13 protein-coding genes are annotated in these 13,392 nt (G+C 64.9%); 5 read left to right on the forward strand and 8 right to left on the reverse strand.

The features are described from left to right. Positions 1-497 precede the first annotated feature (497 nt). On the reverse strand, positions 498-2,429 hold the full coding sequence (locus tag OK015_RS20580) for a family 2A encapsulin nanocompartment cargo protein cysteine desulfurase (protein ID WP_268125813.1): 1,932 nt from the start codon (positions 2,427-2,429) through the stop codon (positions 498-500). Continuing rightward, positions 2,416-3,339 (reverse strand): family 2A encapsulin nanocompartment shell protein, encoded by a 924-nt coding sequence (locus OK015_RS20585; RefSeq protein WP_268125814.1) that lies wholly within the window; start codon positions 3,337-3,339, stop codon positions 2,416-2,418. Before OK015_RS20585 ends, OK015_RS20580 begins: the two co-directional genes overlap by 14 nt. Before the next feature lie 366 nt (positions 3,340-3,705). Here OK015_RS20585 and OK015_RS20590 point away from each other — a divergent pair, with 366 nt between their 5' ends. From OK015_RS20590 to OK015_RS20605, 4 genes are all read left to right on the forward strand, one after another. Then, entirely contained in the window at positions 3,706-4,977 is a 1,272-nt protein-coding gene (locus tag OK015_RS20590; protein ID WP_268125815.1) for a TQXA domain-containing protein, read from the forward strand. Beyond that, on the forward strand, positions 4,964-5,896 hold the full coding sequence (gene cysK, locus OK015_RS20595; RefSeq protein ID WP_268132940.1) for a cysteine synthase A: 933 nt from the start codon (positions 4,964-4,966) through the stop codon (positions 5,894-5,896). The genes OK015_RS20590 and cysK overlap by 14 nt, the downstream gene beginning before the upstream one ends. Before the next feature lie 8 nt (positions 5,897-5,904). Next, positions 5,905-6,588, forward strand: coding sequence for a serine O-acetyltransferase (gene cysE / locus OK015_RS20600; protein WP_268125816.1), 684 nt, complete (start codon positions 5,905-5,907; stop codon positions 6,586-6,588). 284 nt (positions 6,589-6,872) lie between these two features. After that, entirely contained in the window at positions 6,873-7,151 is a 279-nt protein-coding gene (locus OK015_RS20605) for an ANTAR domain-containing protein (RefSeq protein ID WP_268125817.1), read from the forward strand. Here the strand turns inward: OK015_RS20605 and mtnC are convergent. Genes mtnC through mtnA form a run of 3 tightly spaced genes read right to left on the reverse strand, consistent with a single transcriptional unit; the run spans position 7,139 to position 10,037 of the window. Beyond that, entirely contained in the window at positions 7,139-7,840 is a 702-nt protein-coding gene (gene mtnC / locus OK015_RS20610; protein WP_268125818.1) for an acireductone synthase, read from the reverse strand. The two genes, OK015_RS20605 and mtnC, sit on opposite strands and share 13 nt — an antisense overlap. Beyond that, complete coding sequence (locus OK015_RS20615; protein ID WP_268125819.1) at positions 7,837-8,409, reverse strand: 1,2-dihydroxy-3-keto-5-methylthiopentene dioxygenase; 573 nt, start codon at positions 8,407-8,409, stop codon at positions 7,837-7,839. Before OK015_RS20615 ends, mtnC begins: the two co-directional genes overlap by 4 nt. After that, positions 8,406-10,037: an S-methyl-5-thioribose-1-phosphate isomerase gene (mtnA, locus tag OK015_RS20620; protein WP_268125820.1), complete on the reverse strand. Its 1,632-nt coding sequence runs from the start codon at positions 10,035-10,037 to the stop codon at positions 8,406-8,408. The genes OK015_RS20615 and mtnA overlap by 4 nt, the downstream gene beginning before the upstream one ends. A gap of 171 nt (positions 10,038-10,208) precedes the next feature. On the opposite strand from mtnA, the gene arr reads away from it, so the two are divergent. Beyond that, positions 10,209-10,637, forward strand: a complete 429-nt coding sequence (gene arr / locus OK015_RS20625; RefSeq protein ID WP_268125821.1) for an NAD(+)--rifampin ADP-ribosyltransferase — start codon at positions 10,209-10,211, stop codon at positions 10,635-10,637. 13 nt (positions 10,638-10,650) lie between these two features. On the opposite strand, the gene OK015_RS20630 is transcribed toward arr, so the two are convergent. The 3 genes from OK015_RS20630 to OK015_RS20640 all read right to left on the reverse strand — a co-directional run bounded on the left by OK015_RS20630 (position 10,651) and on the right by OK015_RS20640 (position 13,391). Beyond that, entirely contained in the window at positions 10,651-10,947 is a 297-nt protein-coding gene (locus OK015_RS20630; RefSeq protein ID WP_268125822.1) for a DUF3349 domain-containing protein, read from the reverse strand. A gap of 159 nt (positions 10,948-11,106) precedes the next feature. Next, positions 11,107-12,633 carry a flavin-containing monooxygenase gene (locus OK015_RS20635; RefSeq protein ID WP_268125823.1) on the reverse strand — a complete coding sequence of 509 codons (1,527 nt, stop codon included), beginning with the start codon at positions 12,631-12,633 and terminating at the stop codon, positions 11,107-11,109. Further along, positions 12,630-13,391, reverse strand: coding sequence for an SDR family NAD(P)-dependent oxidoreductase (locus OK015_RS20640; protein ID WP_268125824.1), 762 nt, complete (start codon positions 13,389-13,391; stop codon positions 12,630-12,632). Before OK015_RS20640 ends, OK015_RS20635 begins: the two co-directional genes overlap by 4 nt. Between the last annotated feature and the right edge of the window lies 1 nt (position 13,392).

Here is a 13,392-nt window from a genome sequence, read left to right on the forward strand (position 1 = left end):
GGGTGTCCGGCCGACGATCACACCGAACTCGCTGGCGAAGCGGCATCCAGAGACTGACTTGTTCCGCAGGGAGGGGCTCGACAGCGGCCCGGCCACCACTCGGCGAACCCTGGAATGGCGGAACTGTGGCGGCAGCAGAAATCGACTAACGACCGTTCGCCAGCGTCGAGGCTAAAATTGCTGCGCGAATTTCTTTCCGCCATCTCGAAAACCCTCTTGAGGATTCGCGGCCGCCGTCGGACTCCGGTCTATTGCCGCCGCAGGTCACAATCGGCGACAAATGCAGCTCGAAGCAACAGTTTCGTTCAGACCGAGCGCAATTACCCGATCACAGCCGGATTTCTACCCCGGCTGCGTCGGGTGTGCGTTCTTGGCGACGAGTGTGCGGTGGGGGCGCCGACACGCCGACCGAGGCCGCCGCGGGCGGACACTCAAATCCCTGAGCGCACAGTCAAAGCCGTGACTGCCGACGCCAGCCGACGTTCGTTCGCCCCGCGCTAGCCGACGTTCGCGCCGCCCTCGGCGATCCGGCGCACCGCCTTGAGGAACACGTCGATCTCTTCGAACGTGTTGTAGAAGGCGAACGACGGACGAACCGTGGCTTCCAGGCCGTACCGCCGCAGAATTGGCTGCGCGCAGTGATGTCCGGCCCGAACGGCAATCCCTTCGGCATTAAGCGCCTTGCCGACCTCGAGCGGCTCATGTCCGGCCAAGACAAAGGACAGCACGCTGGCCTTCTCGTCGGCGGTCCCGACCAGGCGAACACCGGGGATGTCGGCCAGGCGCGGCGTCGCATAGTCCAGCAACGCATGCTCGTAGGCCGCAATCCGGTCGACGCCCACCCGCTCGACATAGCGCAGCGCCTCCCCCAGGCCGACCGCGTCGGCGATGTTGCCGGTGCCGGCCTCGAATTTGTTCGGAAGCCCTTGGTAAAGAGAGCGTTCCAGCGTGACGTCGGCGATCATGTTGCCACCGCCCTGCCACGGCGGCGTCTCGGCCAGCGCTTCCTCGGAGCCGTACAGCACACCAATTCCAGTGGGACCGTAGATCTTGTGTCCGGAGAACACGAAGAAGTCGACACCGAGTTCGGCAACGTCGATGGGCAGATGCGGAATCGACTGCGCGCCGTCGATCAGCACGCGCGCCCCGTAGCGATGACCCAACTGCACGATCTTCTCCACCGGCGTCACCGTGCCCAGCGCGTTCGACACCTGGGTCGCCGCCACCAACTTCGTCTTCGGGCCCAGCAGGTCCTCGAACTCCGACAGCAGCAGGTTGCCCGCCTCATCGACCGGTGCGACCTTCAAAATTGCACCGGTCCGCTGCGAAAGCAGTTGCCACGGAACGATATTGGCGTGGTGCTCCAGGTGGGTAATGACGATCTCGTCGCCCGGGCCCAAGTGCTTACCGCCCCACGCGTAGGCCACCAGGTTGATGGCTTCGGTGGTGCCGCGCACGAAAATGTTCTGTTCAGCCTTGGGAGCGCCGATGAACCGCCGTACCGTCTCGCGAGCCTCTTCGTACGCATCGGTGGCCCGCGCCGCCAATTCGTGCGCCGCCCGGTGAATGTTGGAGTTCTCGTGCGCGTAGAAGTACGACAGCCGGTCGATCACCGACTGCGGCTTCTGGGTAGTCGCGGCGTTGTCGAACCAGATCAGCGGCTTTCCGTTGATCGTCTCCTTCAGGATCGGAAAGTCTTCCCGGACCGCGTTGACGTCGAACACCTCGTGGTCGTCCGGCAACTGCGGCACCGGTCCGGCTTCCGTGACCGGTGAGGTCAGGAAGTGATAGGTGTACTCGTTATCGGCCGGCGCGTTCAGCGCCTCCGGCGCAGCGGGCACCGCGTCGGACCAGCCCACGTCGACCACCGACGGCGCATCGGGCAGCCACCCGATTCCCGAGTACGGCGCCGACCCCCGCGGTGCCACCGGAGCGCTCGGTGGCGCTGCGGCATTCGAAGCACCGGCCAGCACGCCGGGCACCGTCGGAACGATGCCCGCACTGGGGACCTCGAACGCACTGAAATCAGCCGGCGGCAAGTACGGGTCGGCGACGCTGCCGACCGCGTGTGCGCCCGAAGGCGCTGCCGTCGTACCCGGCACGTTGCCGCGCGGGGCGACCGGCACCGCCTGCGGTGGCGGTTCGGGCTCCGGAGACGTCGGAGCCGGGACATAGATGTCGGTGATACCGAGTAGCGGAACCGGCGCCGAGTACAGATCGGCGCTGCCCGCTGCGGTCTGCCCGGCCGAGGTGGCCGCCGTCGTGTCCGGCACGCTCCCCCGCGGGGCGAGCGGCGCCGACTGCGGCGGGCTGTCGGGACCCGGGCGGATGCTGGCCGCGTACAACTGGCTGGCCAGCGCGGCGATCTCCGCGGCGCCCAGGGGCAGGTCGCTTTCGGCGTCTACCGACCGATACTCACTTGTACTCATGGAACTGGTCCACAGCGACGTCTTCGAGCACGGCGAGCGCGTCGTCGGTGAGGACAGCCAAGGACGTGTACAGCGTCACCAGGTAGCGCGCGATCGCCGACTGGTTGATGCCGGTGAACCGCACCGACAGACCCGGCGCCTGCTCCCCGACGAGGCCCGGCTGGAACAAGCCCACGACTCCTTGGCGCTCCTCGCCGGTGCGCACCAGGATGATCTTGGTCTTGCCGTCCTCGACCGGAACCTTGTCCGACGGGATCAACGGAATGCCGCGCCAGGTAATGAACTGCGCGCCGAACAGGCTGACGACGACGGGCGGCACGCCACGGTAGGTGGCTTCACGACCGAAGGCGGCGATGCCCTGCGGGTGGGTCAGGAAGAAGCTCGGCGTCTTCCACACCCGAGTGATCAGCGCGTCCAGGTCGTCCGGCGTCGGAGCGCCACCCAGCGTCTGGATCGTCTGCTCCGGGGTCACCTGCGACAGCAACCCGTACTCCGGGCTGTTGATCAGTTCGAATTCCTGGCGCTCTTTGATCGTCTCGATGGTCAGCCGCAGCTGCTGGGTGACCTGGTCGTGTGGGCTGGAGTACAGGTCGGAGACCCGGGTGCTGACATCCAGCAGCGTGGAGATGTTGCGCAGGGTGTATTCGCGGGGGCTGGTCTCGTAGTCGACGAAGGTCTCCGCCAGCGGTGTGTCAAGGGCGGCGCCCTCTTGTGCCGTCACGGCAACCTGTTCGGGGTTGACCACCCGGTTCACCCGGTAGATACCGGCTTCGACCGGCACGAAGCTGAGCAGGTGCAGCAGCCAGCGGGGGGTTATCGTCGAAAGCTGCGGGACGGTCTTGGTCGCGTTCGCTAGCTGTCTGGCACCGAGATCCCCGAGAGCCTGAGACTCATTTTGAGCCGACGTCATCTTGGTCCTTCCGTCGTTGTCGAATACTTAGCACGGGTGTAGAGCCACAGGATCACCAACCGAAAGCGCCACGCTGAGCCGACGCAAGTGTAAAACTCATCGAGATTTTTTCAATCACCGGGGTAGGTGCTCCTGGTCGAGCGAACTCGGTCGAGATATTGCCCTATAGTGGTCGCATGCACCACGCTGCACAGCTGCGCCTTATCCCTTCGCGCTGCCTTGCCGTGGACTGTTGTTGCTGTTGTTGATTTCCTGACGACCCAATTCTGACGTTCTAATCGTCGCGCTTTTTACCCGCTAGCGGGCGTGCGCCCGCGCGTACGGAAGCGCGCAACAGTCGAAATCTTCCGGGAAGAACAACCAGCGATGACCGTGTTATCCATATCCAGCCGCGCCCTCGCGCCGGTGGCGACCCGTAGGCGCATCGAGGTCCGGCCGGCCACCGAGCTGCCCCACATGACGCGTTACCGCGGCGGCACCTACTCCCACACCGTCGACAGGATCGTGTTCAGCGACGGCAGCACCGCGCGCACCGATTTGATCCGCTTGCATCCGAATCTGCATGCCTATTCACTCGACTTCGCCGGCATCGCCCCGCATCTGCCATCGCGGTACCAGTTGGGAACCTGGTCGGCACTGCCCCATCTGCGCAGCCGCGACTACGAGGCGGAGGTGGATTGGATTCTGCGCCACTCGTATCCGATGCAAACGACCGCGGACCTCAGTCAACAGCTGCGCCACGCCGGTTACCCGCTGGGACACGCCAATGTCGAGGAACACGAAGCCATCGCGGCCACTCAGGCGGCGATCTGGTATCTGACCAACGGCTTGGCTCTGGACACCCAGCCGCTGAACGTACCCGTCGCGGTGCACCGCACACCCGGCCCGGTGATCACCTTCGAATTCGACGGCCAACCCCAACTCGGCGGCTACTCGGTGTGGACCGTGTCCGACAGTGCCATCACATTTCGGCTGCAGAAATCCGCCAATGGCATTGACTGGCAAGAGGTTTCCGGCTCACAGCTGACCGTCAGTCCAGCGAAGGGGCACTACCAACGCGCGCTGGGAATAGGCAGCACCTTGTCGAGCAGCAGCCACGGTCACCGTGGACGCGGCTACCGCTACTACCGGCTCATCGCCGAAGCAGAGAATGGCACCACACCCAAAGTCGGCCACGTGGATTTCTGGCTGACCGGTACGCGGCACTATCGCAACGCCGACGCCGTCGTACATCTCTACAACTACCTGCTTTCCGGGGCACTGAAGGCACCACAGGAACCCGACGTGTCCGCCCTCATCGATACCGAGGCCGCCGCCGGACCCGAGCTCGTGGGCCCATTTCGGGTACGAATCCCGTTGACATTCAACGTTGCCGACGGCCACTCGCTGGTCGACGCCGACGGTTTCGCCGTCGATGGGATAGTCCACCCGGGCACCGACTTCTACCTGCGCCCGGCACCGGGCACCTCCGCGACGACGCTGACCGCAACAGCTACTCCGCACCGGCTCACCGGCGGAGTGCTGACCGGCGTGGCCCCCGAGGCACCGGAACAATTCACTCCGGTCGCCCTCGCCGTACCCTCCGACGTTGCAATCCACTTCGACATTCGCTGGAATGGCGTTTGTGACCATCGCTGAGAACATCACGCAACTGATCGGCAACACCCCCCTGGTCCGGTTAAACCGGGTCACCGACGGCGCAGGCGCGGACGTGGTCGCCAAGCTGGAATCGTTCAACCCCGCAAACAGCGTGAAGGACCGCCTCGGGGTGGCTCTGATCGACGCGGGCGAGGAAGCCGGCCTGATCAAACCGGACACGATCATCTTGGAGCCGACGAGCGGCAACACGGGCATTGCGTTAGCCGTCGTGGCCGCGGCCCGTGGTTATCGGATCGTGCTGACCATGCCGGAGACGATGAGCATCGAGCGGCGCAAGCTGCTGCGCGCCCTGGGTGCCGAGCTCATCCTGACCCCGGGCCCCGAGGGCATGCCGGGCGCCATCGCCAAGGCCGAGGAACTGGCCAAGACCGACGACCGGTATTTCGTGCCCCAACAGTTCGAAAACCCGGCCAACGCAGCCATTCACCGCAAGACCACCGCCGAGGAGGTGTGGCGCGACACCGACGGGAAGATCGACTTCTTCGTGTCGGGAGTCGGCACCGGCGGCACCATCACCGGAGTCGCCCAGGTCATCAAGGAACGCAAGCCCTCGGTGCAGTTCGTGGCCGTCGAACCGGCCGCGTCACCGGTGCTGTCGGGCGGCAAGAAGGGTCCGCACCCGATCCAGGGCATCGGCGCCGGCTTCGTTCCGCCGGTGCTCGACCTCGATCTGGTCGACGAGATCATCACCGTCGGCAACGACGACTCGATCAACCTGGCCCGGCGGCTGGCTCGCGAAGAGGGGTTACTGGTCGGCATCTCCTCGGGTGCGGCCGTGGTGGCCGCACTGCAGATCGCCCACCGGCCCGAAAACGCGGGGAAGCTGATCGTGGTTGTGCTCCCCGACTTCGGCGAGCGGTATTTGAGCACGCCGCTTTTCGACGACGTGACGGAGTAGGAGTAGGTGTGCTGGCAGCGATACGGCAGGACATCCGGGCGGCCACCGAGCGCGACCCGGCCCGGCCGTCGGCGCTGCAGGTCATCTTCGCCTATCCCGGCATACACGCCCTGTGGGGCCACCGGATCAGTCATTGGCTGTGGAACCGGGGCGCCAAGGTCGCCGCACGGGTTGTCGGGGAACTGACCCGAATCCTCACCGGGGTCGAGATCCATCCCGGCGCGATACTCGGCACCGGTCTGTTCATCGACCACGCCACCGGGGTGGTGATCGGGGAAACCGCTGAAGTCGGCGACGACGTCACGATCTACCACGGCGTGACGCTCGGCGGCACCAGTACGGACCCGGGTAAACGACACCCCACCATCGGCGACCGGGTGATCATCGGCGCCGGGGCCAAGATCCTGGGCCCGATCAAAATCGGAGATGACAGTCGCATCGGCGCCAACTCCGTCGTCGTCAAAGAGGTCCCGTCGAGCAGCGTGGTCGTCGGGGTACCGGGGCAGATCATCAGCCGCGCCAGACCCGGCAGCCCGGACGATTCATTGCCCGACCTCGTCGGTGTCAGCCTGCAACAGTTGCTCAGCAGGGTGGCCAAACTCGAAGCCCAGGGCGACAGCAACCAGCAAACCGGCCGCGTCATCCGCCCGCCCGAGGCCGGCGTCTGGCACGGCGAAGACTTCTCCATCTAAACGACCGGGCAACATCCACGGCCGAGGTATCGGCAAGGATTAAATCTGTTGTGAGCCAAACACTTAGAATCTGCCTCAAAAGGTATAAATGTCCTACAGTGGTGCTGTGCAACAGCTCTCAGGACTTCTAGTCGTTCAGCGCCGCCTCGCGGCGCACTGTTGCCGCTGACTCTCTGACACCCCGCTGGGACAGCAATTCGAGTTCGGCCCCGAAGACCGGGCGCTTAGTCCAATCCCCTTACATTCGTGCCTTTCGCCAACATTCGGACCAGGAGATCCAACTAATGACTGAAATCCTCACGAGTCAGGTACGACTCAGCCCTGGGCGCAATCCAGACAGCCGAGTTCTCGACACCGCGGTAGGAATACTCGTCGGGTGGCGTCGGTGCGGCACGTACACCGCTTTCCGGGAACTGATCTCGGTCAGCGAGCGGCACCGGGTACCGATTTTCGCCCTGGCCGGTGCATTGGTGAGCCTAGCCAGCCGGGACGGCGACGTCAGGGGCGATACGGCTGCCGAGCTCGCCGCCGAGCGGGAGTGGGGCCTGACTTACTTGCTGTGAGGGTATCCCCGAACGTCGACTTGAGCGAACGAGTGGACCCAACGGTGCGGAGGGCGAGGGGAATTCGGCTCACCGTCTCGGTCCACACCCAGTACCGACCAGCCGGCGCGGACCGCGGCATCCAGTTCGTCGGGAGCGTCGGACAGGAAGAGAATCCGCTCGGCGGGAATACCGATCTCGTCAGCAATCCGGTCGTAGGAGGTGCTCTCCCGCTTGCCCCCTGCCGTGGCCAGGTCGAACCAGCCGCTGATCAATGACGCGAGCTCGCCGCCGCGAGCGTGAGTGAACCAATCCCGTTGATTACGCACCGAACCCGACGAGAATATGGACAACGTAATACCGCTTTCGTGCCACGATGTCAGCGCCGATCGGACGTCGTCGAAGAACTCTCCGTGGAGGACTCCAGTGCGGAAACCCTCCGCGCATATCAAGCCTTGGGCGATTTTGAGAGGCTCGGCCTTCACATCCAAAGCCAGCCATCCGCACAGGGTTTCGGCGATCTCCGTCAGATCGGCGTCGGGTCGACGCATCAGGCCTCGAGTGCCGGCAATCACCGGATCGGCTTCGCCGTTTCGGTTGTCGCTCAGCCAGGACGGAAGATGCTGTCGGGTATAGCCATACAGGTCTTCACGCACAGAATTGGTCGGGCTGGTGGTGCCCTCGATGTCGATGACGATCGCAGCTATCACGCGGTCAGCTGATCCAGCGTCGGGAAACGTGCGCCGATCGAGTCGCCGGTGAAATCGCCAACCCAGCCGTCTTGTTCTTCAAAGAAGCGGATCGCAATGAAATCGGGCCGCACGCCCATGTCGAACCAATGCCGAGTGCCCGCCGGCACCGACAGCAAGTCACCGGCTTCGCATACCACCGCGACAACTTCCGCTGCCAGGTGCAGGTAGAAACAGCCACGGCCGGCAACGAAGAAACGTACTTCGTCCTCGGCGTGCCGGTGCTCGGAGAGAAATTTCTCGCGTGCGGCTTTGGCCGTGTCCGGCCAGCGCGGATCGCTCAGGTTGGGCTGCAACCGCGCGACGTCGATGTGCCGGTAGCGGCCGTCGGCATTGAGTTTGGTGACGTAGTCGCGGTAGTTGGCCAGGATTTCCGCCGACGGCGTGGCCGCACCGATCCCGGGCTCGCTGGGCCAGCGGTCGAACACAATGCCGCGCTTGCTCAGTTCGACACCGATCGCCTCCGCCTCATCGGTACGCGACCGAATGTCTGCGGCATCGTTTTCCGCCATGACCTGCAGCAGGGTCATGCGGACTCCAAACCATCAGTGTAGGAACCTATTTCGCGGTGCCCCGTCAGCGTCACCAACTCGCATATCGCCTCCAGACACTCCGCCCTGTCGCGGGCCTGCGCGAGGTCGTCGCCCCACGCGGTGACGCCGTGGCCGGCGATGAACAGCACCGGCGCCTCGTCTGGATGGTTGGTCAGATGACGCTCGATCTCGGCACCGATGCGCGACACGTCGGAGTGATTGGCAAAGACCGGGATATCGACGAAGGGGCCGGGTCTAAAACCCTTGGTCAGCTCATATCCGCTGAACCGCAGCGTATCTGGTGCACCGATTGACCGGGCGGTGGCATGCGGCGGATGGATGTGCACCACGGCCTGGGCGTGGGTGGCCCGGTAGATGGCGGTGTGGATCGCGGTCTCTGCCGACGGACGGCGGGTTCCCGATAAGGGCCGAGAGTCAGCGACATCGACCCTCACCATGTCGTCGGCGGTGAGCTCACCCTTGGACAATCCACTTCCCGTGATCACCACGGTGTGGCCGGTGCGCACGGAGATGTTGCCGGCCGTGCCCGGCATCCAGCCTTGTGCGTAGAGGCTGCGGGCGAGAGCCGCAATCTGTTGCTCGACAAAGGAAATCGGTGAGGGGACTACGCCATTCTCGGTGACGACCGCGGTAACCAACTCCGGTGGAGTGACGTCAAAGGCCGGGTTGAAGACCCCGACTCCGGCCGGGGCGATGGCAACGCCACCGACATGCGTGATCTCCCCCGCGGCCCGCTCTTCCACCACGACCTCGCGCCCGCTGCGCGTAGCCGGATCGCGCGTCGACTCTGGGGCGACCACGATGAACGGAATGCCGTGCCGGTGAGCCACCACTGCCAAGCCGTAGGTGCCGATCTTGTTGGCCACCGAGCCGTCGGCGGCGATGCGATCCGCGCCGACGATCACACAGTCCACCTGCCCGGTGGCCATCGCCCACGCCGCAGCCGAATCGATGGTCAGCCGGTGTGGGATGCCGGCCTCGGCCAACTCCCATGCGGTCAGCCTGGCTCCCTGCAGCAGGGGCCGGGTCTCGTCGACCAGGACGTTCTCAAGCACCGCGCGTTCGTGCAGCACGCGCAATGCGCCGATCGCGGTACCGAACGCGGTCGTGGCCAGTCGGCCGGTGTTGCAGTGGGTAAGGATGCGCAACGGGCGGCCCGGGCGCAGCTGTTGGATGAGGTCCGCCGCGTGGGTGGCGGCCGCGCGATTGACGCGGGCGTCCTCCTCCAACATCTCCAACGCTGCCTCGAGCACGGCCTCCGGGCCCTCGGGTAGTTTCGCCAGTGCGCGGCGCACGCCCCAGGCCAGGTTGACTGCGGTGGGACGGGCCGACGCGATCCGGGTCGCTTCCAACTCGACCTTCTCGTAATCACCCGGATGCGCATACGCCGCCAGCACTACCCCGAAGGCCCCGGAAACTCCGATCGCCGGCGCCCCCCGAATCGCCAGGGTCTTGATCGCGTCGATAACGTCGTCCACCGTGGTGATCCGCAACGTACGCAGCTCATGCGGGAGCGCGCGCTGGTCGATGACCACCAACGCGCCATCTGACCACGCGATCGAACTCTCCTCGAAGCGCTCCGTTCGCTGTGCAGCTGCCGCCACATCGGTTATGGAACTCGCAGGCCCCTGCGGCGACCAGATTTTGACTCGGCGAGACCGGATAGCATTCGCAAAGCGCGGCGGACATCACCGGACCGGTGACGGGGGAAGGTCAGTGACCGACGATCAAGTCAGAGTGGCGATCACCGCGGGGGCGTCCCAGGGCGGATCGTTGTGACGACCGCGCCGAAACCTTTCGAAGTGCACGAGTCGGGTGCGTTCTTGCACGGCACCAAGGCCGACCTCGCGATAGGTGATCTCCTGGTGCCCGGACGTCAGTCGAACTACGGCGAAGGACGCCTTGCGAACCATGTCTACGTGACGCAGACACTGGATGCCGCGGTGTGGGGAGCCGAACTCGCCAAAGGCTCGGGACGGGGTCGCATCTACATCGTGGAACCGGAAGGAACGGTGGAGGACGACCCGAACGTGACCGACAAAAAGTTACCCGGAAACCCGACTCGCTCCTATCGCACCCGGGAGCCGGTGAAAATCGTTGGCGAGATCATGGACTGGGTGGGGCATTCCGCCGAACAGCTGCAAGCCATGCGGGACGGCTTGGCTGACCTCGAGCGGCGTGGGCTCGCCGTCATCTACGACTAGCGCCCTAGCTCAATCACGCTGGCTGACGGGCCAATTCGATGATCGCGGCGAGCCGCCGCTGGACGCGTTCGAGATCGGCCGTGCACGGAAGTTGATCGGCGACCCGGGTAATGGCCGCGCGGATGTCGGCGGCGTCGGCATTCAAGTCGCCGCGGGCCGCCACGTGCGTGGCCACCGCGGCCACCGCGTTGTCGGGCATGCGGCGGCGCAACAGCGCCAATAGCGGAACGTAGTCGGCGCGCGGCACACCATGGGGGTATCCGGCGCGAATGACAGCGTCGAAGGTGGTCACCAAACCGGTCAACGGCATCCGGCGGTACCTCCCTCCTACCGTCATGTGCGGACGCACTCGGGTGCGACCGCCAAACCTTACGCGCCGCCGCTTAACTGACGGTGAAGTGCGCGGAACACGCCTTCTACGGGTGCCAAATTTCGAATCATCGATGCTGCCAAGCCCCCCGTGACGCGACTAGGCAAGCAGCCGATCAACGTCGGCTCGTCGCACGCGACGCGTGCGCAGCCAGAACGCCGCGACGGACTTCGGCCACAGCAGCGTGTTTCTGCCGGTCTCGGCGTCCTGGTACCAGCTTCGGCATCTTCCTGCCTGCCATACCGTCCCGACCATCCCGAGCTGGAGTTCATCGTTGTAGCGGTCCTGAGCGCCACGACGGACCTCCACCACCGCCTCGCCCCGCGCGAAACGAATGCAGCGGGTCAGATAGTTGGCCTGGGCTTCGATCATGAGGATCTGCGAATTGTGGCCCAGCCCAGTGTTGGGTCCGCACATGAGAAACAAGTTCGGAAAGCCGCTCACAAAGGTCCCCAGATAAGCTTCTGGCCCCGAGGACCACGCCTGTTCCAGTGAGATGCCTTGGCGCCCGCGGATCGGAACGCGGGTTACCGCATGCTGAGCGTCGAAACCCGTGCCGTAGATCAAGACGTCGACTTCGATCAGCTGCCCGGTCGCGGTGACTACCGCGCCGGACTCCACCCGACCGATGGGGTCGGTGACCACGCTAACGTGAGATTTGGCCAATGCGGGATAGTAATCACTCGAAATCAGCAAGCGCTTGCACCCGATCGCATAGCTCGGAGTGAGCTTTGCGCGGAGGGCGGGATCGCGGACCTGTTTCTCGAGGTGTTTCATCGCCAGTTGATGAGTCGGCTCCATCGCGGATTCGTCTCCGAGGAAGCCCTTCACCCGCTTCTCGTGGACCCAGAAAAGTTCGGCCCGACGCTTCCAACGGGCCAGGGCACTATTCCGCATGTGGGCGCGTTCCCGCTCGCTGAATTGGCGGTTAGTCTTCGGGACGATCCACGGGGGCGTTCGCTGCACCACTGTCAGTGCGGCGACGGTGTCGACGATGGCAGGTACGAATTGGATCGCACTGGCCCCCGTACCGACGACAACCACCTTCTTGCCGCGCAGGTCGACGTCGTGGTCCCAGGCCGCGGAGTGAAACACCGGGCCGTCGAATTCATCGATGCCAGGCAGCTCCGGAATCAATGGATGGTGAAGGATACCAACGGCATTGACGAGGTAGCGTGCCGAGAACCGGGTACCGTTCGCCGTCGCCACCTGCCATCTGCTAGAGGCGTCGTCCCAGTCAGCGGAGGTGACGGTGGTGTTGAATCGGATGTTTCCGACGAGTCCTAGGCGCGTGCTCGCGACGCGGAGGTAGTCGAGGATCTCGGGCTGGGTGGCAAATAGCTGGTGCCAGTCGGGATTCTGCAGGAACGAGAACGAGTACAGCGGAGCCGGTATGTCGCATGCGCATCCGGGATAAGTGTTGTCTCGCCAGGTACCGCCGACGTCGCCACCCTGCTCGAGGATGACATAGGAACATCGCGTGCGTCGCGAGATCTTGGCGGCCGCCGCCAGCCCGGAAAATCCGGCCCCCACGATAACGACGTCGTAGCAGACTTCGCCCCGACCACCGTATCCGTTCGTGGTCTCATCGATTTTCGTGACATGCGGCTCGTTCTGCCCATTCATCGGTGCAGCCCAACGGTGGTGTTCAGCCCCGAACCGGCGTCGACACGGATGCTCTGGCCGGTGATAGCAGCACCAGCCGGCGACAGCAGAAACACGATACTGGCAACGACCTCGGCGACCGAGGTCATCCGTCCCAGCGCCACGTTCGCGACCGCTCGTCTCCGGATTTCCTCAGGCATGGCTAGGACTTTCGGGGTGGCGGTGAGCCCGGGCACGATCGCGTTGACCCGTATCCCCGCGTGGGCCCACTCGGCAGCCAGGGTACGCACGAGCCCGAGGATCCCTGCTTTCGACGCCGCGTAGGAGGCCTGTCCAGGCAGGCCGTCGAGCGCTCCTATCGACGACAGCATGACTACGCTCGCGGCGCCACTTGCGGTCAGCGCGGGGTAGGCCGCTTGGGCGGTCCAGAACTGGCTGAGCAAGTTGGCTGCGACGTCATCGCGGAACGCGGCGGCGGGGAAGCTGTCGGCCCGGTGCAGTGTGGCAACTGCCGCCGCGGCGCCGACGAGGCAGTCCAGGCCGGCGAGTCGATCGACCGCAGACGTGATGGCGCGGGATGCTGATTCTGCGTCGGAAAGATCAGCTGCGATCAAACGGTCGCGGTCCGGCGCGGATTGCACAGCGTCGGGAAGGTCGATCCCGATCGCGGAACAGTTCAACTGCGCCAGTGCGGCCATGAGCGCTGAGCCCACGCCACCGACAGCTCCGGTGACGACGACCTTGGCGGAGACGGGGGTCAGTGACGGCAGCGGTGACAAA

It is taken from the genome of Mycobacterium sp. Aquia_216, from assembly GCF_026723865.1.
Lineage (GTDB): Bacteria > Actinomycetota > Actinomycetes > Mycobacteriales > Mycobacteriaceae > Mycobacterium.